The sequence below is a fragment of the Mesorhizobium tianshanense genome (assembly GCF_007830515.1).
Classification (GTDB): Bacteria; Pseudomonadota; Alphaproteobacteria; order Rhizobiales; family Rhizobiaceae; genus Mesorhizobium; species Mesorhizobium tianshanense.
Genome location: NZ_VLKT01000023.1, coordinates 1 through 25,743, shown reverse-complemented (window position 1 = coordinate 25,743; position 25,743 = coordinate 1). Strand labels below are relative to the sequence as shown.

The 25,743-nt window shown below is 61.9% G+C and carries 24 protein-coding genes and 1 pseudogene; 11 read left to right on the top strand and 14 right to left on the bottom strand.

The genetic code is table 11. The annotated features are described in order from the left end of the window. Positions 1–41 precede the first annotated feature (41 nt). Complete coding sequence (locus IQ26_RS18730) at positions 42–929, bottom strand: alpha/beta fold hydrolase (RefSeq protein ID WP_145719927.1); 888 nt, start codon at positions 927–929, stop codon at positions 42–44. A 289-nt stretch (positions 930–1,218) separates the two neighbouring features. Between IQ26_RS18730 and IQ26_RS18725 the strand changes: the two genes are divergently transcribed. From IQ26_RS18725 to IQ26_RS18715, 3 genes are all read left to right on the top strand, one after another. Next, entirely contained in the window at positions 1,219–1,599 is a 381-nt protein-coding gene (locus IQ26_RS18725; RefSeq protein ID WP_145719846.1) for a c-type cytochrome, read from the top strand. A gap of 87 nt (positions 1,600–1,686) precedes the next feature. Further along, the gene (locus tag IQ26_RS18720) at positions 1,687–2,616 is read left to right on the top strand and encodes a heme o synthase (RefSeq protein WP_145719845.1); all 930 of its coding nucleotides are present in this window, start codon (positions 1,687–1,689) and stop codon (positions 2,614–2,616) included. A 402-nt stretch (positions 2,617–3,018) separates the two neighbouring features. Next, positions 3,019–3,837, top strand: a complete 819-nt coding sequence (locus tag IQ26_RS18715) for a DUF2189 domain-containing protein (protein WP_145719844.1) — start codon at positions 3,019–3,021, stop codon at positions 3,835–3,837. Positions 3,838–3,889: 52 nt separating this feature from the next. On the opposite strand, the gene IQ26_RS18710 is transcribed toward IQ26_RS18715, so the two are convergent. The 6 genes from IQ26_RS18710 to coxB form a co-directional block, all read right to left on the bottom strand. Then, the gene (locus tag IQ26_RS18710) at positions 3,890–4,363 is read right to left on the bottom strand and encodes an aminoacyl-tRNA deacylase (RefSeq protein ID WP_145719843.1); all 474 of its coding nucleotides are present in this window, start codon (positions 4,361–4,363) and stop codon (positions 3,890–3,892) included. 194 nt (positions 4,364–4,557) lie between these two features. After that, positions 4,558–4,962 (bottom strand): cytochrome C oxidase subunit IV family protein, encoded by a 405-nt coding sequence (locus tag IQ26_RS18705; RefSeq protein ID WP_145719842.1) that lies wholly within the window; start codon positions 4,960–4,962, stop codon positions 4,558–4,560. Between the two features lie 9 nt (positions 4,963–4,971). Continuing rightward, entirely contained in the window at positions 4,972–5,694 is a 723-nt protein-coding gene (locus IQ26_RS18700) for a heme-copper oxidase subunit III family protein (protein ID WP_145719841.1), read from the bottom strand. A 13-nt stretch (positions 5,695–5,707) separates the two neighbouring features. After that, a complete protein-coding gene (locus tag IQ26_RS18695; RefSeq protein WP_145719840.1) occupies positions 5,708–6,412 on the bottom strand; it encodes a cytochrome c oxidase subunit 3 in 705 nt (234 codons plus the stop codon). Then, a complete protein-coding gene (ctaD, locus tag IQ26_RS18690; protein ID WP_145719839.1) occupies positions 6,409–8,169 on the bottom strand; it encodes a cytochrome c oxidase subunit I in 1,761 nt (586 codons plus the stop codon). Before ctaD ends, IQ26_RS18695 begins: the two co-directional genes overlap by 4 nt. A gap of 86 nt (positions 8,170–8,255) precedes the next feature. Beyond that, complete coding sequence (gene coxB / locus IQ26_RS18685; protein WP_145719838.1) at positions 8,256–9,071, bottom strand: cytochrome c oxidase subunit II; 816 nt, start codon at positions 9,069–9,071, stop codon at positions 8,256–8,258. Between the two features lie 444 nt (positions 9,072–9,515). On the opposite strand from coxB, the gene IQ26_RS18680 reads away from it, so the two are divergent. Next, complete coding sequence (locus tag IQ26_RS18680; protein WP_145719837.1) at positions 9,516–10,040, top strand: hypothetical protein; 525 nt, start codon at positions 9,516–9,518, stop codon at positions 10,038–10,040. A gap of 146 nt (positions 10,041–10,186) precedes the next feature. Here the strand turns inward: IQ26_RS18680 and IQ26_RS18675 are convergent, their stop codons facing one another. Continuing rightward, positions 10,187–11,116: a LysR family transcriptional regulator gene (locus IQ26_RS18675; RefSeq protein WP_145719836.1), complete on the bottom strand. Its 930-nt coding sequence runs from the start codon at positions 11,114–11,116 to the stop codon at positions 10,187–10,189. 140 nt (positions 11,117–11,256) lie between these two features. Here IQ26_RS18675 and IQ26_RS18670 point away from each other — a divergent pair, with 140 nt between their 5' ends. After that, entirely contained in the window at positions 11,257–12,726 is a 1,470-nt protein-coding gene (locus IQ26_RS18670; protein ID WP_145719835.1) for an MFS transporter, read from the top strand. Positions 12,727–12,973: 247 nt separating this feature from the next. Further along, entirely contained in the window at positions 12,974–14,089 is a 1,116-nt protein-coding gene (locus tag IQ26_RS18665) for a lysophospholipid acyltransferase family protein (RefSeq protein WP_145719834.1), read from the top strand. Between the two features lie 19 nt (positions 14,090–14,108). Here the strand turns inward: IQ26_RS18665 and IQ26_RS18660 are convergent, their stop codons facing one another. Both IQ26_RS18660 and IQ26_RS18655 read right to left on the bottom strand, forming a co-directional pair. Continuing rightward, the gene (locus tag IQ26_RS18660; RefSeq protein ID WP_162458010.1) at positions 14,109–15,122 is read right to left on the bottom strand and encodes a GNAT family N-acetyltransferase; all 1,014 of its coding nucleotides are present in this window, start codon (positions 15,120–15,122) and stop codon (positions 14,109–14,111) included. Positions 15,123–15,154: 32 nt separating this feature from the next. Next, positions 15,155–16,426 carry an ATP-grasp domain-containing protein gene (locus tag IQ26_RS18655; RefSeq protein WP_145719832.1) on the bottom strand — a complete coding sequence of 424 codons (1,272 nt, stop codon included), beginning with the start codon at positions 16,424–16,426 and terminating at the stop codon, positions 15,155–15,157. Positions 16,427–16,680: 254 nt separating this feature from the next. Between IQ26_RS18655 and IQ26_RS18650 the strand changes: the two genes are divergently transcribed. Continuing rightward, complete coding sequence (locus IQ26_RS18650) at positions 16,681–17,865, top strand: Mur ligase family protein (RefSeq protein ID WP_162458009.1); 1,185 nt, start codon at positions 16,681–16,683, stop codon at positions 17,863–17,865. On the opposite strand, the gene IQ26_RS18645 is transcribed toward IQ26_RS18650, so the two are convergent. Further along, a complete protein-coding gene (locus tag IQ26_RS18645; RefSeq protein WP_145719830.1) occupies positions 17,813–18,970 on the bottom strand; it encodes a hypothetical protein in 1,158 nt (385 codons plus the stop codon). The two genes, IQ26_RS18650 and IQ26_RS18645, sit on opposite strands and share 53 nt — an antisense overlap. A 362-nt stretch (positions 18,971–19,332) precedes the next feature. Between IQ26_RS18645 and IQ26_RS18640 the strand changes: the two genes are divergently transcribed. After that, the gene (locus IQ26_RS18640) at positions 19,333–20,139 is read left to right on the top strand and encodes a glycosyltransferase family 25 protein (protein WP_145719829.1); all 807 of its coding nucleotides are present in this window, start codon (positions 19,333–19,335) and stop codon (positions 20,137–20,139) included. A 46-nt stretch (positions 20,140–20,185) separates the two neighbouring features. After that, on the top strand, positions 20,186–21,124 hold the full coding sequence (locus IQ26_RS18635; protein ID WP_162458008.1) for a polysaccharide pyruvyl transferase family protein: 939 nt from the start codon (positions 20,186–20,188) through the stop codon (positions 21,122–21,124). Between the two features lie 77 nt (positions 21,125–21,201). Here the strand turns inward: IQ26_RS18635 and radC are convergent. Both radC and map read right to left on the bottom strand, forming a co-directional pair. Beyond that, positions 21,202–21,958 (bottom strand): annotated as a pseudogene (gene radC, locus IQ26_RS18630) (RadC family protein). A 48-nt stretch (positions 21,959–22,006) separates the two neighbouring features. Continuing rightward, positions 22,007–22,834: a type I methionyl aminopeptidase gene (map, locus tag IQ26_RS18625; RefSeq protein WP_145719827.1), complete on the bottom strand. Its 828-nt coding sequence runs from the start codon at positions 22,832–22,834 to the stop codon at positions 22,007–22,009. 423 nt (positions 22,835–23,257) lie between these two features. On the opposite strand from map, the gene IQ26_RS18620 reads away from it, so the two are divergent. Together IQ26_RS18620 and IQ26_RS18615 are read left to right on the top strand one after the other, a co-directional pair. After that, complete coding sequence (locus IQ26_RS18620) at positions 23,258–23,554, top strand: DUF982 domain-containing protein (protein WP_145719826.1); 297 nt, start codon at positions 23,258–23,260, stop codon at positions 23,552–23,554. A gap of 144 nt (positions 23,555–23,698) precedes the next feature. Further along, positions 23,699–24,358, top strand: a complete 660-nt coding sequence (locus tag IQ26_RS18615; protein WP_145719825.1) for a DUF2161 domain-containing phosphodiesterase — start codon at positions 23,699–23,701, stop codon at positions 24,356–24,358. A 143-nt stretch (positions 24,359–24,501) separates the two neighbouring features. Here IQ26_RS18615 and IQ26_RS18610 read toward each other — a convergent pair whose 3' ends face one another. Next, positions 24,502–25,698, bottom strand: coding sequence for an IS256 family transposase (locus IQ26_RS18610; protein ID WP_145715523.1), 1,197 nt, complete (start codon positions 25,696–25,698; stop codon positions 24,502–24,504). Positions 25,699–25,743 lie beyond the last annotated feature (45 nt).

Sequence of the window (25,743 nt, the reverse complement as noted above, 5' to 3'; positions counted from 1 at the left end):
GGGCGCGACGGCGGAATCCGCTGCGGTGTCGTGCGGTGCGATCAATGCAGGACCTCACCGAGAAACCTGCGCACCAACGGCAGGGCGACCTCGAAATGGGTCTCCAGCAGCCAGTGCCCTGCGTCGTTCAGCAAATGCAGTTCGGCGTCGGGGAGATCGCGCAGATAGGCGCGCGCTGCCGGCTCGGGCATGTATTCGTCCTTCGGTCCCCAAAGGATCATTGCCGGAGGCCGATGCTCGCGCAGATATGCCTGGTAACGAGGGAACCAGTCGAGATTGGCCTCGAGCTTCTCCATCAGTCCGACTGAAAGCGCGCGGCGCACAGGCGTATCCATCAGCGGCCAATGCAATTCCCACAGATCGGGCGGGACGCGTTGAGCGACGTCGTCATCGACTTCTCCCACGAACTCGGCGCGAAAGCCGTCTTCGCTCACCGCCTTTTCGAGCGGCGCGCGGTTCGCTGGTGAGGGATCCCGCCAGAAACGCCGGATCGTTTCGTACTTGGGGCCAAGGGCATCCGCGTAAATATCGCCATTCTGGATGACGAGGGCCTTGATCCGCGATGGGTGCGCTATAGCGTGGCGCAGGCCGATCTGCGACCCGTAGTCGTGCAGCCATAGCGCGTAGCTGTCGAGCTCCAGCGCGTCGGTGAACCGCTCCAGGAAAGTTGCATAGGCGTCAAAATCATAACCGAACCGTGCCGGATCGGGGGTTCCACTGTAGCCAAAGCCGGGGAAATCCGGCGCGACCGTCCGCCACCGATCGGCGAGCGCCGGCATCAGCCGGCGATATTGGAAGGATGAGCAGGGATAGCCGTGCGGAAGCAGCAGCACCGGCGCGGCCTCAGGACCTGCTTTTCTGTAAAAGATCGTCTCGCCGTCGATCGTGAGGGTGCCGTGGCGCACCTCCAAGATGCTCCTGTCGTTCATGGATCTTCCCTGGTCTTTGATCTTGCGGACACTGAACCGTAGTTGGTCTAACGCCTTTAACCGGCATGCGTTCCGACCGCGCGCCGATCGAGCTGCCTCACCGCCCCGGCGCCAATCTTGCTGGTGGGCTTCTTCTATCTGCCAGCCAGATTCTGTGGTATGCAGGTGCCGCAATTCCATTCGGGAGACGCGGAATTTCCGCTCTCTCGTGCAAGGGGCGCATGCCGGCGAAAATGTCGGCACGCGCAGGTCGTCCCAGGCAGATCTGGCGATCGGGGAGGGAGATGCCATGCGTGCAATCGCGTTTTTCGCCGTCATGTCCGTTGCGACGTTCATCACGAACCACTCCCAGGCGCAGGACGCCGCCGCGGGCGAGAAGGTCTTCGCCAAATGCAAGGCCTGCCACGTCGCCGACGAGGACAAGAACAAGATCGGCCCGTCGTTGAACGGCGTCATCGGCCGGACGGCCGGCACGCATCCGGGGTTCAAATATTCCAAACCGATGACCGAGGCGGGGGCATCCGGCGTCAAATGGGACGATGCCACGCTGACGGAGTACCTTAAAGATCCGAAGGCCAAGATCAAAGGCACGAAGATGGCGTTTGCCGGCCTCAAGAAAGACGAGGACCTCGCCAACGTCATCGCCTACCTGAAGCAATTCTCCAAATGACCCGGTTCTTCCGCCAGGAAGTAACCTGGTTCTTCCGCCGGCCGATGGGCCGGCCAGATAGCCTGCCGCCATCAGTGGTCGTCTGAAATGTCGGCTCGGGAAAGCGGCCTTGAGGATACCGGTATCCAGATCTCGGAAGCGACGGCCAGTGACTTCTTCGCGCTTCTGAAACCACGTGTCATGGCGCTTGCTGTTTTTACCGCTTTCGTCGGCCTGATGGTGGCACCCGGGGTGATGAACCCGGTCATCGCGGTGATCGCAATCGGTGCAATCGCGGTTGGAGCAGGAGCGGCCGGGGCACTCAACATGTGGTACGATGCCGATATCGATGCGTTGATGTCGCGCACGTCGAAGCGGCCGATCCCATCGGGCCGCATCACGCCAGGCGAAGCTCTCGGCTTCGGCCTGGTGCTTTCCGTGCTTTCGGTCATGACGCTTGGCGTGCTGGTGGGGTGGCCTGCCGCATCGCTGCTGGCCTTCACCATCTTCTTCTACGTCGTCATCTACACGATGTGGCTGAAACGCTCGACGCCGCAGAATATCGTGATAGGCGGCGCCGCTGGTGCCCTTCCTCCGGTGATCGGGTGGGCGGCGGCCACCGGCGCCGTCGGGGTTGAAAGCCTCGTTCTGTTCCTGATCATTTTCCTCTGGACGCCGCCGCATTTCTGGGCGCTCGCGCTGTTCAAGATCGGCGACTATGCCGCGGCCGGCATCCCGATGATGCCGAACGTGGCCGGCCAGGCTTCGACCAGAAAACAGATCTTCGCCTATTCACTGATCCTGGCGCCAATCGGCGTGCTGCCTTGGGCTGTCGGGTTCGCGAGCGGACTGTACGGGATTGTCTCGGCCGCATTGGGCGCGGGGTTCATCTGGCATGCCTGGAAGGTTCTGGCCGACAAGGAGATGAAACGCGCAAAGGCGCTGTTTGCCTATTCGATTCTCTATCTCTTCGCGATCTTTGCCGTGCTGCTTGCCGATACCATTGCCATGCGTGCCGTCATGTCAGCTGGAAATTGAACGGCATGACCTGCCTCGTGGCGGCGTTGCCCGTCTCGTGGCTGCATTGAACGTCGATTGGGGTTGAGACGGCCGGTCGCCGATTGCTGCAATGACGACGTTGGGCCTCACGTTGGCAGTGCACAGAATCCCAGCAACAGCAGAATAACCACGCCAAGGCCGAGTATGAGAACGGTCTTTCCATCCATGACCTTCACCCTTCAACCCACTTTTGAGAATATCGAAGAAAAGCCGTTAGAGCTAGCCTGATCACCGGAGCCGCGCTGTTCTGACAAAGGGCGACAAACGCCGTGCAAGGGCGTATGTTGATCATGGTGCAGGTCGCGGTTTTGCGTGGCCAGTCACGCTGAACGACAGCACCGTGAAACCGCGATCCACCGGACCTGGTCTGGAGGAATGGGCATGGCAAGTTTTCACGTGATTGCAGGCGCCAGCGAGACGCTGGAGCACACCAGAATTCGAAAGATCGGCATTTCCGACCTTTTCGATGCGCTCAGGCGTGGCGTCGACGATTTCATGGTCAAACCGTCGCACATCGTTTTTCTCTGCCTGATCTATCCGCTTGTTGGCATCGTGCTCGCTGTCTGGACATCGGGCAACAATGCGTTGCCGTTGTTGTTTCCGCTGGTGTCGGGTTTTGCGCTGATCGGTCCCTTCGCGGCGCTCGGCCTCTATGAGATCAGCCGGAGGCGGGAAGCCGGCCTCGACGCCTCCTGGAGCCACGCCTTCGAGATCAGGAATTCTCCGGCGCTGCCGGCTATCGCGGCGGTCGGGATCATGCTGCTTGCGATCTTCGTCGCCTGGCTTTTGACCGCGCAGGCATTTTACCAGCAGGTGTTCGGCCCTGCGCCGCCGGAATCGCTCTCCAGCTTCATCAGTGAAATATTCGCCACGGGACGCGGCTGGACGCTGATTGTCCTGGGCCACGCTATCGGCTTCGTCTTCGCCGCGGTCGTGTTGTGCACTACGGTCGTCGCGTTCCCGCTATTGCTCGACCGCGACGTCGGAGCCTACGAGGCCATCCACACCTCGGTGCGCGTGGTCCTGGCGAACCCGATCGTGATGGCTGTCTGGGGATTGATCGTCGCCGTGGCGCTGATCATAGGCTCGCTGCCGGTGTTCGCAGGGCTGGCGATCGTCCTGCCGATCCTCGGTCATGCCACCTGGCACGTCTATCGGAAAGTTGTGGAATCGCCGACGTCCACCAAACCGGTGGGCTGAAAAATCCTGCCTTGCCGCACCGGCCGCGAGAGCGCCGGTGCGGGCAGAGCTTTCAATAAGCCGGATGGCTGAAGCGCGCTTGGCGTGCGTCCATCGTCAGGTCGCGGAAAGCCTTGCCGCTGACATGCACCAGCGTCCTGTGGTCGCCGCCCTCGAAATAGATGTCATCGGCATTGCCGAGGCTTTCATCAAGGATGACCGGCACATCATAGGCCGCACCGATTGGCGGGATGGCGCCGATGTCGCAGTCACCGAAGAGCGAAACCACCTCATCTTCGGAGGCGAGTCCGATGCGCTTGTCCATGATGTCCTGCAACGCCCCGAGCTCGATCCTGTGCGTGCTCGGAACCACAGCCAGCGCATAGCCAAGTTCGTGGTGAACGACCACCGATTTGGCCATTAAGCTGCCGGGCACATGCGCAGCGATTGCGGACTGCCTTGTTGTCGATGTGCGATGATGCGCGACGGTGTCGTAGGGAATTCCTTTCCCGTCGATATAATCCTTCAGTCTGTTTGCGATCGTCATCTTGGCCTCCCTTGCCGGAGCTCGCGACGCGTGGGGAAACGAGGGCAATCATTCTCCTTCTGTCGTTTCCCGTGCTAACAAAAATGGGCCGACTGTCGATTGTTTCAAGGCGAGGGGGCCAGAACCGGATGACAAGCGGCACCTCCGGCCCTTGACGGAAAATGCCGACGAAAAGCCTGAATTCGGATTGCGCGTCAGGGCTCGGCCCCAAAAAACACCATCCGGGTGAGAAGCGTGTAGTCCGATTCGAAGACCATCATTGCCACGAACACCAGCACCAGGATCGGCGGCAATATGACCGCATACGTCAGCGCCAGCCTTTCCCAGGCCATATGCATGAAGACCGCGACGATCAGCCCGGCCTTGAGCATCATGAAGATCAGGATCAGCGACCATCTGAGATAGCCCTGGAGGCCGACATAGTCGACCAGATAGGAGCAGGCGCTGAGGACGAACAGCCATGCCCAGACCACCAGGTAGAGCTTGATCGGGTGCTCCTGATGAACCTCCGCAGGGGCGATGCCGGTTGCTGTCGCATCATGCGCTTGAGCTTCGTGCAGCGTATGTTGCCCCAGACCGTTTGCGGTTGCTTCAGCCATGTCTGCCTCTCACCAAAGATAGAAGAACGCGAAAATGAACACCCAGACCAAGTCGACGAAATGCCAGTAGAGACCCATGATCTCGACGCTTTCGTAGCGGCCTCTGCGGCTGGTGAAGAAGCCGGGCCGTCCCGTATCGTAATCTCCGCGCCAGACCTTTCGCGCCACGATGATCAGGAAGATCACCCCAAACGTGACATGGGTGCCGTGGAAGCCGGTGATCATGAAGAAGGATGACCCGAACTGCGCCGCTCCCCACGGGTTGCCCCAGGGCCGCACCCCCTCCGTGATCAGCTTGGTCCATTCGAAGGCCTGCATGCCGACGAAGGTCGCGCCGAGCGCTGCGGTCAGAAGCATGAGGATCGCCGTCTTGCGGCGGTCGCGGCGATAGCCGAAATTCACCGCCATGGCCATCGTTCCGCTGCTCGAGATCAGCACGAAGGTCATGATGGCGATAAGGATCAGGGGAATGTCCGAACCGCCAATGTGAAGGGAAAAGACCTCGCTTGGATTGGGCCACGGCACTCGGGTGGACATGCGCGCGGTCATGTAGGAGAGCAGGAAGCAGCCGAAGACGAAGGTGTCGCTGAGCAGGAAGATCCACATCATGGCCTTGCCCCAGGACACATTCTTGAACGTGCGCTGATCCGAGGACCAGTCGGCGGCGACGCCTCGCAGGCCCGCCGGCCGCGGCTGTGTCTGGCCGATATGCGTCAGTGTCGTCTCTGCCATCCGCCCGGCCCTCCTAGGTCAGCAACTGTCGGCAAATCTCGATAAAACTCGCGGCCCAACCGGCCAGAAGCGCGAAGATCGCGAGCCAGACGAAAAGCAGGAAATGCCAGTACATGGCGCACAATTCGACGCTGAGGCGAAGCCGCTCCGGCCGTGCTCCGTTCCAGGCGCCGGCAGCGGTTCTGCCCAGGCCGACCAGCCCTCCCAGTATGTGCAGGCCATGCATCCCGGTTATCAGGTAGAAAAAACTGTTGGCCGGATTGGCGGTCAGCAGGTAGCCGTCGGCGGTCAGTTCCCGCCATGCCACAAGCTGTCCGATCAGGAAGGCAAGCGCGGTGAGCCCAGCCGTGGCGAGGCCGAGCCTGACCGTATCGATTTGGCCCCGGCGCGCGGCGACCGAGGCGCATTGCAGCGCGATGCTGCTAAGGACCAGCACGCCGGTGTTGAACCAGAGCACGCGCGGTAACGGCAGCGCCTGCCAGTCCGACAGCGCCATGCGCATGAAATAGGCGCTGGTGAACAGCGCAAACAGGCAGCCGACGACGGCGAGGAAGACGCCGAGGCCGATCTTGGCGGTCGGCAGCGTCGATCCTTCCAAGCCGATAGTATCCCCGATCACACCTTGCTCGAGCCATGGCTTCGCCATCAGCCGCTGGTGGGAAAGCCACCAACCGGCAAAGCCGGCGATCACGAGAAGGAAGACCAGAATGACGCTCATGCCGGCTCCCTTGAGGAGCCCGGCATGTTTTGCGGGATAAAGTCCTCCTTGGCGCCCGGCACGCTGTAATCATAGGCCCAGCGATAGACGATCGGCAGTTCCTTGCCGAAATTGCCATGGGCGGGCGGTGTTTCAGCCGTCTGCCATTCGAGCGTCGTGGCACGCCACGGATTGCCGCCGGCCTCCCGACCATGGCGGATGCTCCAGATCAGATTGAACAGGAACACGACCTGAGCAAAGCCGACGAGAAATGCCATGATGCTGATGAAAGAGTTCAGATTGTGGGCCGACTCGGTCATCACCGTCATGTCGGTCAGTTCGTTGTAGCGCCGCGGCACGCCCATCAGGCCGATGTAGTGCATGGGAAAGAAAATCAGGTAGGCACCGAGGAAGGTGACCCAGAAATGGAACTGGCCCATTGCCTCGTTCAGCATCCGGCCAGTGACCTTCGGGTACCAGTGATAGATCGCGCCGAAAATCACGAGAATCGGGGCGACGCCCATGACCATATGGAAATGGGCAACGACGAACATCGTGTCCGACAGAGGAACGTCGACGACGACATTTCCGAGAAACAGCCCGGTCAGCCCGCCATTGACGAAGGTGACGATGAAGGCGAGGGCAAAAAGCATCGGGATGGTGAGGTGGATGTCGCCGCGCCACAGCGTCAGCACCCAGTTGTAGACCTTGATCGCGGTCGGGATGGCAATGATCAATGTCGTGGTGGCGAAGAAGAAGCCGAAATAGGGATGCATGCCGCTGACATACATGTGGTGCGCCCAGACTATGAAGCTCAGCGCGCCGATGCCGACGATGGCCCAGACCATCATCCGGTAGCCGAAGATGTTCTTGCGCGCATGAGTGCTGATCAGGTCGGATACGATGCCGAAGGCCGGGAGCGCCACGATGTAGACCTCCGGGTGGCCGAAGAACCAGAACAGATGCTGGAACAGGATCGGGCTGCCGCCGCCGTGCTGCAATTGTTCGCCCATCTCGACGATGGCCGGCATGAAGAAGGAGGTGCCGAGCGCACGGTCGAACAACATCATCACGCAGGCGACGAATAGCGCCGGAAAGGCGAGCAGCGCCATGACGGTCGCGGTGAAGATACCCCAGACGGTCAGCGGCATGCGCATCAGCGTCATGCCGCGCGTGCGGCCCTGCAGCACCGTCACGACGTAATTCAAGCCGCCCATGGTGAAGCCGATAATGAACAGGATCAGCGAGACGAGCATCAGCATGATGCCCCAGTCCTGACCGCCTGGCGTGCCGGTCATGATCGCCTGCGGCGGGTAGAGCGTCCAGCCGGCACCCGTCGGTCCGCCGGGCGCAAAGAAGCTCGACACCAGAACCAGCACGGCGAGCAGATAGATCCAGTAGCTCAGCATGTTGACATAGGGAAAAACCATGTCGCGAGCGCCGACCATCAACGGGATCAGGTAGTTGCCGAAGCCACCCAGGAAGAGTGCCGTGAGCAGGTAGATCACCATGATCATGCCGTGCATGGTGATGAACTGGTAGTAGGCTTCCGGGGTGATGAAGTCGAACGTGCCGGGGAAGCCGAGCTGCAGCCGCATCATCCAGGACAGCACCAGCGCCACCATGCCGATTGCGGTCGCCGTCGCCGAATACTGGATGGCGATGACCTTGGCGTCCTGCGAAAAGACGTATTTCGTCCACCAGCTGTGCGGATGGTAGAGTTCCATCTCCGCGACTTCGGCCGGCGGTACCGCATCTGCAGGTGTGACATCGACCATAGGAACACCTCCGTGCCCTTTTCGGCCAGACTCGATAGTTTCGAGCCCTGCCGCAATTTCAACCCACGTCGCCGTTTTCCCGGCGTCTACTCTGCCGAGCCCACCTGCTGGGGGGCCGACAATTGCGCAAAGGTCTGCTGTTCGCCGAGCCACGCCAGATAATCTTCCTGCGTGTCGACCATGACCACACCATTCATCAAAGGATGTCCCTGGCCGCAAAGTTCGGCACATAGGACCTGGAAGGTTCCGGTCTTGGTCGGGGTGAACCAGAAATAGGTGACCGAGCCCGGGATCATGTCCATCTTGGCGCGGAATTCCGGGACATAGAAATCATGCAGCACGTCGATCGAGCGGAGCAGCATCTTGACCGGCTTGCCGACCGGCAGATGCAGATCGGCCGCTTCGACCACCACGTCGTCCTGGCCATTGGGGTCGCCAGCGATGACGCCCAGGGGATTCTCAGCGCTGACGTTGCGGGTGTCGGATGTGCCGAGCTTGCCGTCCTTGCCAGGCAGGCGGAAACTCCACTGCCACTGCTGGCCGACGACTTCGACAACGGTCGCGTCGCTTGGAACGCTGACGAACTGGTTCCAGACGAACAGGCCGGGAACCAGCATGGCCGTGACCCCGATTGCGGTGACGATCGTCAGCCACCATTCGAGCCGCTTGTTCTCGGGTTCGTACGCCGCCTGATTGCCTTCCCGATGACGGAAGCGGAAGACGCAATAGGCCATGAATAGGACGACGGCGGCGAAGACGACGCCGGTGATCCAGAAGGTGATGATGATGGTGTTGTCGATATAGTCCCAGTTCGAGGCTATCGGCGTCCACCACCATGGGCTCAGGAAGTGGAACAACACTGAGCCCACAACGACCAAAACGAGTACAAGCGCGATGGCCATATCCCGTTTCCTCCCGGCATTCCAAGGGGCGTGAAGTCGTCCCAGGAAATGCCGCGTGCATCATAGCTCGATTTTCGATCGAAATTCTAGTGCGGGTCTTCCGGTCGCCCGAAAACGCAATGGCGACGATGTGGAAAAACCAAGAAGACGGCCGGCGAAGAAGAAGGCTGCGGTGAAGAAAAACCTGCCAAGGACGCCGAATAACCCAGCAATTCTGCCGAATTGTGAAAGGCCGCCCTCGTTGCGGTGTCCGCTTGGACGCACAAAGTACACTTTTGAACTCTTATCTATTTACGCAACGTGCTGTCCGAGAATCGATTCCGATTTTGGACCGATACGGTAGGCAATTGATTCGTGCCCTAGCAGCGTTTGGCGGCTGGCGGTGCGAGGTTTTGATCATTATCTCCACCGTGTCGCAAAGTGCAGAGGCTGTTGGAGGGATCGTTGAAGCTATTCGTCGGTACCGGAGGCGTGGTCGCCACGGCGTTGCTCCTCGCCTCGGTCTGCGGCATCGCCCAGGCCTATAGCGCTCCTGACAATTGGCGGTTCGACACGGGCAGCGACGGTCGAGTCACCGCCTCGCTCCACGCCACCAACAAGCTCATCACCGGCGGCGGCGCCTTGAGCTACAGCCCGGTCCTGACCATTGCCTGCCGCGCGAATGGCGAACCGCGCTGGAGCGAATGGCTGCGGTTGAACGATGCCGTCTCCGCCAGCCGGACCATCACCGTGTCGGTGACTGTCGACAAGGCCAGCAAAGTCAACGAGAGCTGGTCGGTCGGCACGCGAGGCAGGACGCTGGTTCGGGACGGTGCCGACGGCATCAGGCGACTGGTTTCCGCAGACCGGCTCCTGCTGTCCTGGCGCTTCGGGCTGCTGTCGGGGCGAGGCGAGGCCGATTTCGACCTTGGCGGGCTCAGCGAGGCGGTCGGCCAGATCGCCGGCGCCTGCAACACCGAACTGCCGTGATCGGGTCAGCAGCGGGGGCCCTTCATACGGGAGTGGTCCTGCTGTCGATTGCGCGCCGGCCGCCGGTCCGCTCTCGCCGGAGGAAATCGCCGCGATCGACGCGCCGCGGCTGCGACAACGAGTCCGGAGCGGCCGCCCCGATGCGCTCAGGGCGGTTCGGAGCGACGCTTCGATGTATCGGTGAATTGCTCCGTGCAAGCGTCTCGAATGCAGCCGCGCAGCCAGCGATGCGCCGGATCGGCATCCAGTCGCGGGTGCCACAAAAGTGAAACCGTGATTTCCGGCAGGGAAACGGGCAGGGGGAAACAGAACATTCCATCGCGCAGGTTTCCCGTATGGCGTTCGGGAACGCTGGCGATCAGGTCCGAGGCACGCGCCAGAGCCAGAGCTTCCGAAAAGCCGCCGACGACCGTCACGATTTCTCGCTTCAACCGTAGCGGCTCAAGGGCATCGTCGATCGATCCCCTGTCGAGCCCGCGACGGGAGATGAGGATGTGCCGGCCGGCCGCATAGCGGGCAGGGGTGATCGCGGCCTTGCATAATGGATGGCCCATCCGCACGACACCGACGAAACGATCACGGAACAGCGCTTGCGCGCGCACCTCTGGTCCCGTGGACTTTCCGACGACCCCCGTTTCAAGGTCTACGCTGCCGTCGCGCAGGGGCGTGCTGTCCCTGTCCGGCTTGAGCACAAAACGCAGCCGCACGCCCGGTGCCTGTTCGCCGATGCGCGCAATGAGATCCGGTCCGAAATTCTCGACAAAGCCATCCCTGTTTCTGAGCGTGAAGGTTCGTACAAGCCGTTTCAGATCGAGCGTCTCGACAGGACGCAGAACGGCTTCGGCGTCCTGCACAAGCCGACCGACGCGCTCGCGGAGCTCGAGCGCCCGGGGGGTGGCGACGAGGCCGCGTCCCGCCCTGACCAACAGCGGATCGCCCGTCGTCTCACGCAATCGCGCCAGCGCCCGGCTCATCGCCGACGGGCTCAGCCGCAGCCGCTTGGCGGCGCGCGCAACGCTGCCCTCCGTCAGCAGCACATCGAGGGTGACAAGCAGATTGAGATCGGGATGCGGCATAAACGGATCATAGCATGGCCGGCACGTTCTGACATGGCGTCAAATGCAATGATTGAGTGCAAATGATGCACCTTCCGCCATATTAAGCAAAGGACTACGTGTCTGCCAGCTCCGCTCGGGAGTCGCCAGGAACGGAGTTCATGTTGAAGCCAATCTATGCAGGACCAATCAATGCAGAACAGGCAGTCGTTGGGAATGCGGAACGGGCACCTTCGGTTCGCTGGGCGCTCACCAGCCTTTCGCTCTCCATGTTGTTGTCCTCACTCGGCATCAGCATCGCCAATGTTGCCTTGCCGACGTTGGCGCAGGCGTTCGACGCCTCGTTCCAGGACGTCCAGTGGATCGTGCTGGCTTATCTCCTCGCCATCACCACCCTGGTCGTCAGCGTCGGACGGCTCGGTGACATCGCCGGCCGCCGGCGGCTGCTGCTGGCCGGGCTGTTCCTGTTCACGGCGGCCTCGGCCCTGTGTGGCGTCGCGCCGACGCTCTGGCTGCTGATTGCCGCCCGGGCGGCGCAGGGCTTAGGGGCGGCCATCATGATGGCCCTCACCATGGCTGTTGTCGGCGAGACGGTTCCGAAGGCAAGGACCGGCAGCGCGATGGGGCTGCTCGGAACGATGTCGGCGATCGGCACCGCTCTCGGTCCATCGCTCGGCGGCCTTCTGATTGCCGGAGCGGGTTGGCGGGCGATCTTCCTCTTCAACGTGCCACTGGGCTTGCTGGCCGTTGTTCTCGCCTATCGCTATCTACCGGCCGACCGCCGGGAGCCGAAGACGGATCGGGCCGGCTTCGATGTTGTGGGTACGCTGCTGCTTGCCTTGACGCTTGGCGCTTATGCGCTCGCGATGACGATCGGGCATGGCAATTTTGGTTCGCTCAACATGGCTCTGTTGGTGGCTGCAACCTTCGGGGCCGGGTTCTTTGTGCTTGTGGAGGCGAGAGTGGCATCGCCTTTGATCCGATTGGCCGAGTTCCGCAACGCGCTGTTGAGTGCCAGCCTGGCGATGAACGCGCTCGTTGCGACGGTGATGATGGCGACGCTGGTGGTCGGGCCGTTCTATCTGTCTCGAGCGCTCGGGCTCGACGCGGCTGTTGTCGGGATCGTCATGTCGATTGGCCCGATAATCTCCGCACTGAGCGGTGTCCCCGCCGGTCGCATTGTCGACCGTTTGGGCGCGCCATTCATGGTCATCGTCGGACTCATCGGAATGGCGGCTGGTTCAATTGGTCTGTCCGTGCTTCCGACAATGTTCGGGATTACGGGCTACATTGCCGCCATCGCCATCTTGACCCCCGGTTATCAGCTGTTCCAGGCGGCCAACAACAGCGTCGTCATGACGGATATCCGTCCGGACCGGCGGGGCGTCATTTCCGGCTTGCTCAATTTGTCGCGCAATCTCGGGCTCATCACAGGCGCATCCGTCATGGGGGCTGTGTTCGCGTTCGCCTCGGTGGCGATCGACATCACAACGGCGGGCTCGGAGGCCGTTGCCGCCGGTATGCGGATCACGTTTGCGGTCGCGGCGATTCTGATCGTCGTCGCGCTCGCCATCGCGGCCGGAGGCCGTGCTCTCGCGGCACGCCCTTCGCTGCCTGGAGGCGCGTCGTGACGCGAGCCAGGCAGCGTAGTCTGAGCGTAAAGTGCTTGCACGTCTCTGCTGCGAAATCGTGCCACCAAGACCTACGTCCGGACGTCGGAATTGCCGCCGTGACACAAAGAGCTTCACAGTAGCCCCGCTTCGTGCCATCGGGACTGTCCGCCTCTCACATTGCTCTGGGCGGCGCCCGCGTTAAGTCGTTCTCGGCGTTCGTGGCAAGTGCGAAGTCCCGTAAATTCCTGCTGATCCGGAGGGGGAGTTGGCCGATCAGAAACCCGCCGACAAATACTTCAAGATAGAGGTGACGCAGCGCGTCTTTGTCGACGAGGCCAACGAGGACGTCGTGTTTTATTCCCGGCGCGCCGTGACGAAAGAAAAGCCGCGGGTCGTGCGGGAGAAAGATCTTCGCGATGCGCTGCTGATCCTCCTGGATATTTTGATCGCGGTCATCGTCCCGCGCCGGTATTGGGCTCGCCTTTGTCACTTCCAGGCCGGTGCGCGGCTTGGCAAGCATGCCCGCAAGGAATTTGCCGGGTTCGTCGAGAGCGTATCGTGCGTACTTGGCGGCGCCGCCAAGTCGCAGGCCCGGGCGCTGTTTCGCGCAGGTCGCGACGCACGCCATCGCCGCATCATGCTGCTGGCGGGCGAACTCACGCGGTTGCGCTGGCAGCCGCGTATCCGCCTTAGCGGCGTTGATGGAGTGAAGGCGGCGTTGCAACGCGGCAACGGCGTCATCATCTGGTGCAACCAGTTCACAGCGCAGAACCTGATCGGCAAAAGGGCGCTGCATGAAGCCGGCATCACCTGCCATCAGGTCAGCGTTTCCGAGCACGGATTTTCGAATTCGGCTTTCGCGAGACGGTTTCTGAATCCGTTTCTGGTGCGCGTTGAGAATCGCTATTTGGCCGGCAGGATCGTTTTCGATCGCGGCGACGCCTATCAGGTCACCAAGCGCATCAGCGCCATCCTGAAGAACAATGGCGTGGTCCTGATGACGAACAATGTCTATTCGGGATCGACCTTCGTCGAAACAAGGCTTGGCGGGTCCGGCCATGCGCAGTTTGCCACGACGCCTCTCAGCTTTGCCGCGCGATGCGGTGCCGCCTTGTTTTCGATGTCAACGCTCGAAATACAGCCCTTCGAGACTTATGACGCGGTGATCGGCAGCGAAATCCAGGTCCTTCGAAGCGAAAAGCCAGGCCTCGGAGGTGAACGGTCGCCGGCGAAGGCTTTCGGCACGCTGGCCGGCGCCGTGCTCGATTTCCGCGACCAGTTCGAGGCCGACCTGCGCAGATGCCCTGAACAGTACATGCTCTGGGGGCGTCAGGCGCACAGCGTGGTCGGCTCGTCGCAACGGCACGAAACGGACGGGTGAGGCGGCCCGAAGATGTTTTTCACGGCCACAGCCCATTGCGCAGGCGATAGTTGCTGACGGCAACGGACTGACCGCCGAAACGGTCTTTCCACGCGTCCCGCCCGATCATGAAGTCCACTGTTCTGACACCTGCCGTGCATGCTTCGCCAATGATGTGCATCATCAGCACCCAGCCCGGCGAAACCTTTCGCCACGCGGGGTCATAGGCGAGTTTCGACGGAAAGATCGTTCCGCCGCACCTGAAAAGCAGCACTGCCGCTATGATCTCCTGCTTCACCTCCAGCGCCATGACGCTAGCGCGGCCGCGCCTGGATTCGAACGCGGTTACGTCCAGAAACATCTCCTCGACACCCGCGGCTGCAATCCAGTTGGCCGCGCCGAACCGCGCCTCGACCCATTTCCGCTTGTGAGCGAATATCCAACGTATCGAGGCCTCGAGGTCTCCGGCCGAGCCTATCTCGCGGAACCGCACCGGACCTTCGCGCTCCATCAGCCTGATGTAGCGGCCAAGATTGTAGCGCGTATTGGAGGACTGGCTTGCCAGGAAATCGTCCCGGCTTGCGAACGCCGATATATCCAGCGCAGGCGCTGCCGTTTCCCATGTGCGCGTGGCGCCGGCTTTGTCGAGTATCGGTGCGATCTCGGCATCGTCGCGAACGCAACTCAGTTTGAGCGCCCGGATCGACCATTGCCGCCGGATATGCCGCCATAGCGCCTGCTTCAATGCATCCGAACGCTGGTCGCTCACGACGAGGATATCGTTGTAAAGCGGCGTCATCGAATCGAGCCACGCAAGCGTGGCTGTTCCGTACCAGTCCGCGATGCGCACGAATGGCGCGGCGAGAACCAATTCCGCGCCGTCGCGGATGACGACGATGTACATGGAGCGCCCGTGCATCGCCTGATGGCGCTGCCAGCAGCGCGAAACCCATGCGTGGCTGCGGAACACCGCAAGGTCTGCCGCTCCCTTGGCGAGTTCATCCCACTCGTCGGCGAGACGGGCGAACGCAGCCGGACGATCGATGATTTCCACCTGAAAACAATCGTTCCGGGAAGGCCCAGGCGTCATGGCGTCCACCCACGTGACAAACGCACGACAAGCCGCTTGACGAGAGCGCGGGTGCGCCCAGCGAAGGTCCGTCGGCGTCCGGCGATTTGAATGCCGGATGCTTCAAGAACAGCTTCGCGGGCAGCGACGGCTTCCTGCGACTCGCCGAATATAAGAAAGCGGCCGCGTGCCGGTCCGGGGCCAGCCTGTCCATAAATGGGGTCGAACATTGCCAACGGCACCAGCCAGCCGGCATTGATGTGAAGCCGGCATGTCCGCAGCAACTCGTTCAGGGAGCCGTCGAACGCGCAAAACGCGAGCCTTGACGCAATGAGTCCCCGCTCGCGCGAAAGCCTGGGATGCAACAGCACCTGCGCGGTGCTCGAAACAAGACGGAAGTTGAGGTCGATCGCCATCGGACGGCCGTCACCGGTGACGACGATATCGAAGCCGGCGATGCCGCGAAAGCCGAGCGCTGCTCCACGCAGCGCGATTTCGCGCCCAAGTGCGATCACCTCGTCGGAAGGGGCGAGATCGGGGTCGATCAGATTGCCGGCATGCACGCCGTTGGGCAGGCATAATTGCGAAGACGCGCCGACATAGGCGACCGTCGCGTCGGGAAGTACGGCATACTGAACGCAGTGATTTTCGGCGATATCAAGCACGTCCTCGAAAATCAGCGTGTCGCCATTGCCGAAGCGCCGGTCCGCGCGTGCCCGATGACGCGGTCGGCGGCAGATCATGACGTCCTGCCCGCCGCCGTTCGGCAGGTCGGTCGCGACTTTCAGCACCGTTGGCAGCGGCATGGCGCGCAGCGCAGCCGTGACCTCGGCTCCACCAGCGGCCAGTTTTCGCCGGGGGACGGCCTGTTCCGGCACCAGCTCCGCGAGGTTGCCCTTGTTGTTCAGATATTGCTGGACCGCGGGGTCGATCCACGTCATGCGCGGTGGCGCCACCTCAGGGGGCGTCCAGTAGATCGTCACGGCCTTGAGCGCTTTTCCGGCAAGCGACAGAATGTGGTCGCGATACTGCGCACGCGTCTCATAGACCAGGCGCGTGTCCGCGACCGCCAGCCCGGCATCGCGCATGGCGGCAAGCCCATCCGGCGCAACCGTTCCACGATGACAGATCAGCGGCAGGCGGCCGGCGCACGAAAGTGAATGACCCGTGATGAACTCGACCATGTGAGGTTCGTTGGGAAACCAACGGCTTGCCTCTTCCCAGATGCGCGGGGCGAGAAATGTATCGTTCGCATAATATGCGTCGAGTGTTTCCGCCGAACTGGCCATGCATCCTTCCCGCCTCACTCGTCCCGGCAAACACGCCGCGCCCCGGTGCGCAGTCTTATCAGCGCGCAGACATTGCGCAACGCTGAGAGTGTCGGTTAAATCGTCGCTTGGGGAGGCGGCCGTTTCGCTTGAGACTCTGGAAAAAAATCAACGGGAGGGAAGGGCCCCTGCGCCGGCTGGTGCGCGGGGTGAGACGCGGCTGGCGGATTCCCGTGGCAATGATTTGGCGAAGGGGCCTTCGACCGCAGCATCTCGTGGCAGTGACGGGCAGCGGCGGCAAATCGACTACGGTGGCACTTCTTGGAAGCATCCTTTCCGCTGTCGGGCCGACCCGCATCGGGGTCGGCTTCAACACCCGGTACGGTGTCGCAAGAAGCATCGTTCGGGCCCGCCGGTCCGACCGCTACTGGGTGCAAGAGGTCAGCGGCCACGAGGTTGGTGCCGTGACGCTGACCGCGCACCTTCTTCGGCATACGGTCGCGGTGGTCACGACGATCGGAACGGACCACTACAAGGAGTTCAGGAGCCAGCAAGCGATCGCCGACGAGAAATCAGCCCTGGTGGCAATGCTGCCGCCCGGAGGGACGGCGATTTTGAACGCCGACGACCCGCTGGTTCTGGCGATGGCACGGAAGACCAACGAGCGCGTGGTAACGTTCGGCAAAAGCGAGGCCGCCGATATCCGCGCTGTGGATCATTGTTCGAGATTTCCGAAACGCCTGCATCTTACCGTTACCGACGGGAACCAGACATTGCCCGTCAGGACAAGGCTGGTCGGCGAGAGATGGATAACGCCCGTGCTCGCCGCCATTGCCTGTGGGCAAGCGCTGGGGATCGATCTGCGGACGTGCATTCAGGCGGTGGAAGCGCAGGAGCCGTCCCACGGAAGGGACTCCGTCCATGAAATGGAAAACGGTCCGACCATTATACTCGACACCGCCAAGGCGCCCCTGTGGACGATGCAGTCGAGCATCGACATCGTAGGCGGTTCCACGTCGCTGCGGCGGACGATGGTTTTCGGGACAATTTCCGACTATGCGGGCGCATCGGGCCAAAAATATCGCCGAATTGCGCAAGCGGCGCTTGGTGTGTGCGATCGCGTGCTTTTTGTCGGCCGGAACAGCGACCGCGTGGCGCGGATGCTGCCGGACAACAAGGACCGGCTGTTTGTGTTCGCGAGCACCAAGGACGCGAGCGATTTCCTGATGGCCAGCGCGTTGGCCGGCGAACTGATCTACATCAAATCGTCTGGCATCGATCATCTGGAGCGCATCCTCTATCAGTGGCGAGCGCCGATCCGATGTTGGGCCGAGAATTGCGGGAAGGCGTTCGCCTGCGATCATTGCAAGCAACTGTACGAACACGGCCGCACGAGACGGACCGGCTTCAACCCCGATGCGCCGCCCGCCAATATCGGTAGCGGCGTTTCAGCCGCTTGAAACGTCGCTTCAGCTCAGGCAGCCGCAGAACTGCGTTGATCTTCTTTTTTGTCTCGTACCACCGCATCGCCCGATCGATTTCATCGACGAGGCGGCGCGACCGACCGGTCGCGGTCGCCGCGGCCTCCAGATGCAAGAGGTCCGACTTGCTTCCTTCACCGGTCACTTTGATCCGGCCGCCGGCCGAAGCGCCGGTGGGAAACGTTGGAGCCCGGTCCAGCCCGCCCAATGTATCCAGCGCCTGCACCATGAAGGTGCAGTCTTCGCAGATGCCACAATTGTCGTGCTGGTAGTCGCAAACCCTGAGGTTGTTCATCAACATGGGCTCGCTCAAAATCCGTTGGATTTTCGCCAACCTGTGAACGAGGCCATGGTGCTCGATCCGCGCGCCGTCCGTGCCGAACAGAGGATCAAGAGCCGGGTGCGAGCCCCATCGGCGGGTCCATGACGATTCATCCGCCGACGAGGCTATGAGCTGATTTTCGAACCGATCCGCAAGCATATGGCGGACCGCGCCAAGCACCGCTCCATGATATTCGACCCAGCCTATCATCCGGTCGAATACCGTCCTGATATCGGTTTCGATGATGATTGTTTCCAGGCCATAGGCGGCGCCGACATTTCGAGCCACGGCTTTCAGATGGCCGGCTTCGCGACTGTTTGAAAGCGCGACATCGGCACCGATCAGGGTAACCAGCCCGTCGAGACGGGATCGCGCATCCACAAGGGAATAGGACGAATCGACGCCGGCCGAGAAGAACACGCCGGATCCGCGCGACGGCGGATACTGCGCGGTCGCCCGTTCCGCGTGGATGTTCACTGGCCGGTAGCCAGGATACCAGTCGCAGAGCATGGCCTGGATCCTTTGGGCGTTTTCGAACAGCGACGTATCGATCGGCATATCTATGACGAGGTCGCAGCCGAGCTCCATCGCGGGGATGAGGCCGAGACAAAGCAGAACATCGCCGGACTTCCTCAAGCCCGGTCCGGACGATTTGAAGATCACGCTCCGCCTGAGTCGGCCGCCCTTGATGGCGACGACCAGCAGGGACGGGTCCGGGATACCGCTTTGTTCTTCGAATGAAAGCTCAAGGGGTGGCAGCATCAAGCCTCTGGCGCGTTTTGTAACGTTTCAAACATCTGTGGCCCGGCCTGCATGCAAAATCGCGGCAACAGTGTCGAGCGAATTTCGCCGGCGCCCCAGTTGCCGGCGCCGTCTCAGCCGTGTTCGCGCCTGTTTCGTCAACGCAGGCGACGGCCTCAGGCCACTGCCTCGGTCAAAATGCCGGATTTCGGCGATCTAATTGCCCGTTCCCAACCAGGAATCGAAAACGCGCGCCGCAACCCAGCAGCTTTCTGGGACATAGATCGCGCGGTGCCGCTTCCTCGCGCCTGATGTTTGTGCCATTGTTTTGTGTGAACTCGCCGCCGGCCAACGCGTCGGGTTTGCGGGGGGAATAATAACGTATGTGGCCCATTTTCATCATCAATCTGGACCGCGCGCAAGATCGCATGTCTGCAACTCAAGCGCTGATGGATCGCTGTGGGCTGCCGTTCATCCGCGTTGCCGCTCACGATTGGCAAACGCTGACCGACGCCGATGCGCGGCGCTTTGTCGCAAATCCGCCGCCGCGGTTCAGCAAGCGCGCGCTTGCGCTGTCGGAGGTCGCCTGTTTTCTCAGCCATATCGACGTCTGGGCGCAGATCGGCGGCGGGAAATCTCCGGCCGCTTTCGTTTTCGAGGATGACGTCGAATTCGACGGCTCGCTATACAAGCTGCTCTCAGAAATCAGCGGCAGAGAGCCGGACTGGGACATACTGAAACTCTACAGCAACAAGGTAAAAACCCTCGGCGATGCGGTGACCCTGCCGAACGGTTACAGCTACGGCACGCCCAGAATTATCCCGATGTCGACCGCCGCCTATGCGATTACGAGACCAGCCGCCAGGGAACTTGCCAGGGCAAGCGTACCGTTTGGGCGCCCCGTCGATCTTTTTATGAAGCATTGGTGGGAACACGGTTCATGCGTGAAGCTTGTACAGCCGTCGCCGGTGTCGCGGCGCGCCGATCACCTGTCGAGCAGCGAGATCGAAGCTGGTCGAGGTCAATCGTGCCACCAGAGTTTTTTGACGCGCTTCGTCCGAAACAGCCTATACCAGTTGCAGTTCAGGCATAGAACCCATGTCAATGCGGCACACAGGCCGCCAGGCCGGAGATGGCTGGAAACAACCGGCCACGCGAGAATGGTAGGCGATGAGCTCGACGCCATCTGAGAGACGGCCCCCGACATCCCTGAAATCGGTTCTTTTCGACAGGCTTATGCCCGTTCGCACCAACGCGCCCTATGCCCTGATCGACTATCCGGATTATTTAAATCCCGGCGATGCGGCAATCTGGCTCGGCACCCGAGCCGTCCTCGACAAGCTCAACGGAACACCGCCAGCCTACACCTCGGCGCTGAAGAATTTTTCGGCGCAAAGGTGTCGTTCCGCGATCGGCGACGGAGTGATCTATTTTCTGGGCGGGGGGAATTTCGGGGACTTTTATTCCCGGCACCACCGCGCGCGCCTACGCGTTCTTTCGCTCGTTCCGAGGAATCCCGTCGTCCAGCTTCCTGCAAGCTGCGCATGGATGGCCGAAACCGATGCCGCGGTGCTCGAGGAGACACGGCGCGTGCTGAGCAACCGGGAGCCGGTGATCTTCTTTGCGCGTGAGGAAAAGTCACGGGCCGATCTCGAACGGTTGCTTGGCCTAGAAAGCACGCTTTGCCCGGATCTCGCCCATGCGCTGCATTTCGAACCATCCGCACCCACCGCCGACCTCCGCGCCGTCCTGCGAAACGATCGGGAGGCGTCGCAGCCCGTGGACCCAGCGGCAATCGAGGTGTTCGACTGGCGCGATCTGAAGGCCCAGGTCGCCTGGAACCGCTTTGGCAAGTTCGCTCTCGCGGTTGCTCCGCGCTCCAAAAAACTCGGCACGCAGGACTGGGTGACCTCTGCCAAGGTGGCAAGCGCGGTGTCGCTGCTGCGGCCGGCGCGGACTGTCATCACCGACCGGCTGCATGCCTTCATATTGTCGAATGAGCTAGGGCGAAACGTGCTGGTTCTGGACAACCGGACCGGAAAGGTGTTCGCCTATATCGACGCATGGCGGGAGCATTTTCCTCATGTTCGCAAGGCCGCCAATCTGCGGAGTGCCATTGGCGCGGTGTCTGGTTTCCAGACCGCGTCCAACCTGATGATGAGCCATGGTGACTGACCTGGGCCTGGCCGGTCATTTCAGTCGCGGTTTGATGCTCCTGTATCGAGAGGCATGGCGCGGTCGATGGCCGCAGCTTAGATCAGCAGCAGGCCCTTCATGCTCGAGTGGCCCTTCTTGCCGATGATGATGTGATCGTGGACGGCAATGCCGAGCGGTTTGGCCGTTGCGATGACCAGCTTGGTCATCTCGATGTCGGCGCGCGAGGGCGTGGGGTCTCCCGAAGGATGATTGTGCGCCAGAATGATCGCCGTGGCGGAGAGTTCGAGCGCGCGCTTGACCACCTCACGCGGATAGACCGGCGTGTGGTCGACGGTGCCGACCTGCTGCACCTCGTCGGCGATCAGCGCGTTCTTCTTGTCGAGAAACAGGATACGGAACTGCTCACGTTCCTCGAAGGCCATGACTGACCGGCAGTATTCGAGGACCTGCGTCCACGTCGACAAGACCTCGCGGCCCGTGATCTCGCTGCGTGCCGCGCGTTGGGCGGTCGCGGCAATGATCTTCAGATCGAGCGCCACCCGCCGGACCGATCCCCTTGACCTCCTCAAGCCGCGCGACGGGCGCGCCAAGCACCTCGGCCAGCGTGCCGAAGCGTGTCAGCAATGCCTTGGCGACGGGTTTGGTGTCGGCGCGGGGGATCAGGCGAAAGAGCAAGAGCTCCAGCAACTCGTAGTCGGGAAGGGCGTCGGAACCCGCGGTGGCGAACCGTTGGCGCAAGCGGTCGCGGTGACCGAGATAATGCGGCTTTTCTTCGGTCGCCCTGGTTTTCGCTGGAGGCTGGATCTGATTTTCGGAGAAGAAACTCCGCTCGTCGTCGCTCTTTGTCGCCATAGGCTGCCCACTTCCCCCGACCGGAAAGGTCCGGCGCCGGGAGAAACACTATGCCGGCAGGCCGGGGCGGTCGAGGTTTTTTGGCGACAGCGTGAAAATCTCGCATCCGGTCTCGGTGACGCCGATCGTGTGCTCGTACTGCGCCGACAGCGAGCGGTCGCGTGTCACTGCCGTCCAGCCGTCCGACAGCACTTTCACGTGCGGCCGGCCGAGATTGATCATCGGCTCGACGGTGAAGATCATGCCCGGCCGCATCTCGACGCCCTCGCTGGCGTTGCCATAGTGCAGGATGTTGGGCGCATCGTGAAAGAGCTGGCCGACGCCGTGGCCGCAGAAATCGCGGACCACCGAGCAGCGCTCGCTTTCGGCATAGGTCTGGATGGCGGCGCCGATGGCGCCGGTACGGGCGCCGGGCTTGATGGCGGCGATGCCGCGCATCAGGCATTCGTGCGTGACCTCGAGCAGGCGCTCGGCGGCGCGCTTGATCGTGCCTACCGGATACATGCGCGAGGAATCGCCGTGCCAGCCGTCGAGGATGTAGGTGACGTCGATGTTGACGATGTCGCCGTCCTTCAACGGCTTGTTATCGGGAATGCCATGGCAGACGACATGGTTGATCGAGGTGCAGGACGACTTGGTGTAGCCGCGATAGTTGAGCGTCGCCGGCAATGCGCCGTGATCCATGCCGAACTCGAAGACGAAACGGTCGATCGCTTCGGTGGTGACGCCCGGCGCGACCATCGACACCAGTTCGTCGAGACAGCGCGCGGTGAGATCGCAGGCCTTGCGCATGCCGGCGAAGCCTTCCTCGCCGTAGAGGCGGATCTGGCCGGTGTTTCTGAGCGGTGCCGTGGCGGCGTCGAGATAGGTGACCATTCTTGTCCGTCTTGCCGGAAGAAAGGGCTCCTGATGAGCCCGCGCGAAAATCCTCCCAGATTTGGCACCGGACGGCACAAGGTTCAAGGACGAACTGCCGGCGACGGGCATAAGCCGGCGAATTTCATGCCTTGCGGGCTCACCTTTGTGCCTCCGAGCCCGCGTTGCGCGAAGGCGTGCAGCCCAAATTAGGGCAGCCAACCCAGGTTGATGCTTTTTCGCGGCGACGGATTGGTTGAGGCGGGTTTTGTGTTTCAGGCTGCGACGCCAGCCCGTCGCGGGGCTTCGAATCGAGGTGACGGCGCGATTTGACCTTGCCGTCAGCCACCTCCGAGAAGGTTGAGCCCCAGGCGCGAAGCCGGCCAAGGCAACTTCTTGCGACGAGCGGCGTTGCTGCGGGAACGCCGCTCGGGAGAGAAACGAATGGACAGGTTGCAATTCCAGCTACCGGTGCGCATCACGCCCGCGCCCGGTTTGCCGATCGAGGAGATATACAGCGTCGAACAGGCGCTCGATTTCCTGCAGGGCTGGCCGGTTCGCCGGCAGGGCCCGGTTTATCAGGCTGCGTTCAATGCCTGCTTCGGCGCCACGGTCGACCTGGTCAAGACCGAGGATGCTTGCCGGGCGTTCATGGCGTTCTGCCGGGTGAGCAGCCTGCTTGCCAGGGACATGATGATTCCGGGCAAGCGAGGAGGCGGGGCTAGGGGGCTGAGAGCTTAGGGGCCGGGCAGCCAGGCAGCCCCAGCGAACTGCCTGATGCATCACATAGCTTCATGCGTTCGACGAGTGGAAAATCTACCCCCAGAGTGGCGTGGTCTTCGGCGGCTGTGGGCGAACCCGGTTCGAATCGGCTATGGCTCCGGCATGCAGGAAACGTCTCTGTATATCCCGGTGAAGCGGTTTCTTGAGAGCCTGGAATTCACCGTCAAAGGTGAAGTTGGCGGCTGCGATGTCGTGGGGCTGCGTGACGGCGAACCGCCCGTGGTCATCATTTGCGAATTGAAACTGCAGTTCAACCTGGAGCTTGTACTTCAAGGTGTCGATCGCGCCGCGGCATGCGACGAGGTCTGGCTCGCGGCGAGGATGTCGGCCCGCGGCAAGGGCCGCGAGCACGATCGCCGGTTCCGCGCGCTCTGCCGGCGGCTCGGTTTCGGCCTTCTGGGGGTTGGCTCCGCCGGCGATGTCGAACTGCTGCTCAGCCCGACCGCCTTGCCGCCAAGGCGAGACCCGAAGCGAAGATCGCGCCTGGTGGACGAGCATCGGCGGCGGCGCGGCGATCCTGTGGTCGGCGGTGGTTCCCGAACCCCGATAATGACCGCTTACCGACAGGATGCGCTGGCCTGCGCCGCTGCGATGGCGGACGGCCCGAAGCGCCCACGCGATCTGAAAACCATTTCACCGCGCGCCGCCAAGATCCTGCTTCACAATGTCTATGGATGGTTCGCCCGGGCCGAGCGCGGCGTCTATGCGCTTACCGACGTTGGCCATGCCGCGTTACAGCGGTGGCCGCAGCGGGTTCCATGATATGCGATACGGATTCCCCAACCGTCAGTTGCCGGCACAGCATCTTGCCGCCTCATGTGCGGAGTGCCAGAAGCAAACTCTAAGGCGCGTCTTTCGAGGTTGTGTGCGTCAAGTTCTGCAAAAAGGGGCGGCCATGGAGCTGGTCATGCGGCTTGGCGCAGAGCGAGCTTCTTGTGCTCGCGCAGGTCGTCCATGTTGATGTAGCGGTTGGCCTCCATCCAGTTTTCGTTGGTTTCGACGGCCAGTGCCCTGACGAGGCGCAGGCAACTCTGTGAGTTTGGAAAGATGCGCACGACATAGGTGCGCCGTCGGATTTCCTCGTTGAGCCGTTCAAGCATGTTGGTGCTCTTCAGATGTTTGTGGTGCTGGCGTGGCAGACGAAAGAAGGTCAGCGTGTACTCGATGGTCTCCTCCACCCATGTCGTCAGTCGTGGGTAGCGGGCCGACCATTTGGCAAGCCATGCGGCGAGATCGGCCTTGGCCTCGGCGAGATCGCGCCGGTCGTAGAGCCAGCGCAGTTCCTGCAGGCAGTCGTCGCCATGCTTTCTCGGCAGGTGATCGAGCGCGTTCCTGAGGAAGTGCACGTAGCAGCGCTGCCATGCAGCTTCCGGGATCACCTCGCCGATCGCCGCGACCAGGCCGGCATGATCGTCGGACACGACCAGTTCGACGCCCCTGAGGCCGCGTGCCTTCAAGCCGACGAGGAAGTCCCTCCAGGCCGAGCGGCTCTCGCGATTGGCCATCTCCACGGCCAGGATCTGGCGGCGACCGTCCCAGTCGATGCCGACCGCGATCAGCACCGCCTGGCTCATGACGATGCCGGCTTCGCGCACCTTCTCGTAACGGGCGTCGAGGATGAGGTAGGCAAACGGCTCTTGAAGCGGGCGCTCGGCAAAGGCCTTCAGGCTCTCGTCCAGGCGTTTGTTGATGGCCGAGATCGACGAGGCCGAGAAGGCATGGCCACACAGCTCTTCCGTGATCGCCTTGACCTTCCGGGTCGAAACGCCCTGCACATACATCTCCGCAAGTGTGGCCACCAAGGCCCGCTCCGAACGCTGGTAACGCTCGAAAAGCTCGGTGGAGAAGCGCCCGGCCCGGTCCTGCGGAACCCGCAGCTCAAGCTTGCCAACACGGGTGACAAGAGTGCGGCCATAATAACCCGAGCGATAGCCGAGCCGCTCCGGTGTGCGCTCGCCTTTCGAAGCACCCAGAGCCTCGTCCATCTCGGCCTCGAGCACCTCCTGCATCACCGCACGGATCACTTCATGCAGACCTTGCGGGTCCGAAAGCAGAATGTCTTTGACGGCGGCGCTGGCGGTCTTACTTTCAGTCTTGGTCATGGTGGCGTTCCTTCGCGGGAATCAGGTGACGTTGAACATCACCAG

What these genes read in the sequence shown, in the direction of transcription:
- IQ26_RS18645 (WP_145719830.1), bottom strand. Translation starts at nt 18,970, where the DNA reads ATGCTGCCACCCCTTGAGCTTTCATTCGAAGAACAAAGCGGTATCCCG.
- IQ26_RS18620 (WP_145719826.1), top strand. Translation starts at nt 23,258, where the DNA reads ATGGACAGGTTGCAATTCCAGCTACCGGTGCGCATCACGCCCGCGCCC.
- IQ26_RS18635 (WP_162458008.1), top strand. Translation starts at nt 20,186, where the DNA reads ATGCCCGTTCGCACCAACGCGCCCTATGCCCTGATCGACTATCCGGAT.
- IQ26_RS18610 (WP_145715523.1), bottom strand. Translation starts at nt 25,698, where the DNA reads ATGACCAAGACTGAAAGTAAGACCGCCAGCGCCGCCGTCAAAGACATT.
- IQ26_RS18640 (WP_145719829.1), top strand. Translation starts at nt 19,333, where the DNA reads ATGTGGCCCATTTTCATCATCAATCTGGACCGCGCGCAAGATCGCATG.
- IQ26_RS18670 (WP_145719835.1), top strand. Translation starts at nt 11,257, where the DNA reads ATGTTGAAGCCAATCTATGCAGGACCAATCAATGCAGAACAGGCAGTC.
- IQ26_RS18705 (WP_145719842.1), bottom strand. Translation starts at nt 4,962, where the DNA reads ATGGCTGAAGCAACCGCAAACGGTCTGGGGCAACATACGCTGCACGAA.
- IQ26_RS18725 (WP_145719846.1), top strand. Translation starts at nt 1,219, where the DNA reads ATGCGTGCAATCGCGTTTTTCGCCGTCATGTCCGTTGCGACGTTCATC.
- IQ26_RS18615 (WP_145719825.1), top strand. Translation starts at nt 23,699, where the DNA reads ATGCAGGAAACGTCTCTGTATATCCCGGTGAAGCGGTTTCTTGAGAGC.
- IQ26_RS18655 (WP_145719832.1), bottom strand. Translation starts at nt 16,426, where the DNA reads ATGGCCAGTTCGGCGGAAACACTCGACGCATATTATGCGAACGATACA.
- map (WP_145719827.1), bottom strand. Translation starts at nt 22,834, where the DNA reads ATGGTCACCTATCTCGACGCCGCCACGGCACCGCTCAGAAACACCGGC.
- IQ26_RS18710 (WP_145719843.1), bottom strand. Translation starts at nt 4,363, where the DNA reads ATGACGATCGCAAACAGACTGAAGGATTATATCGACGGGAAAGGAATT.
- coxB (WP_145719838.1), bottom strand. Translation starts at nt 9,071, where the DNA reads ATGGCCATCGCGCTTGTACTCGTTTTGGTCGTTGTGGGCTCAGTGTTG.
- IQ26_RS18675 (WP_145719836.1), bottom strand. Translation starts at nt 11,116, where the DNA reads ATGCCGCATCCCGATCTCAATCTGCTTGTCACCCTCGATGTGCTGCTG.
- IQ26_RS18715 (WP_145719844.1), top strand. Translation starts at nt 3,019, where the DNA reads ATGGCAAGTTTTCACGTGATTGCAGGCGCCAGCGAGACGCTGGAGCAC.
- IQ26_RS18720 (WP_145719845.1), top strand. Translation starts at nt 1,687, where the DNA reads ATGTCGGCTCGGGAAAGCGGCCTTGAGGATACCGGTATCCAGATCTCG.
- IQ26_RS18730 (WP_145719927.1), bottom strand. Translation starts at nt 929, where the DNA reads ATGAACGACAGGAGCATCTTGGAGGTGCGCCACGGCACCCTCACGATC.
- IQ26_RS18695 (WP_145719840.1), bottom strand. Translation starts at nt 6,412, where the DNA reads ATGAGCGTCATTCTGGTCTTCCTTCTCGTGATCGCCGGCTTTGCCGGT.
- ctaD (WP_145719839.1), bottom strand. Translation starts at nt 8,169, where the DNA reads ATGGTCGATGTCACACCTGCAGATGCGGTACCGCCGGCCGAAGTCGCG.
- IQ26_RS18700 (WP_145719841.1), bottom strand. Translation starts at nt 5,694, where the DNA reads ATGGCAGAGACGACACTGACGCATATCGGCCAGACACAGCCGCGGCCG.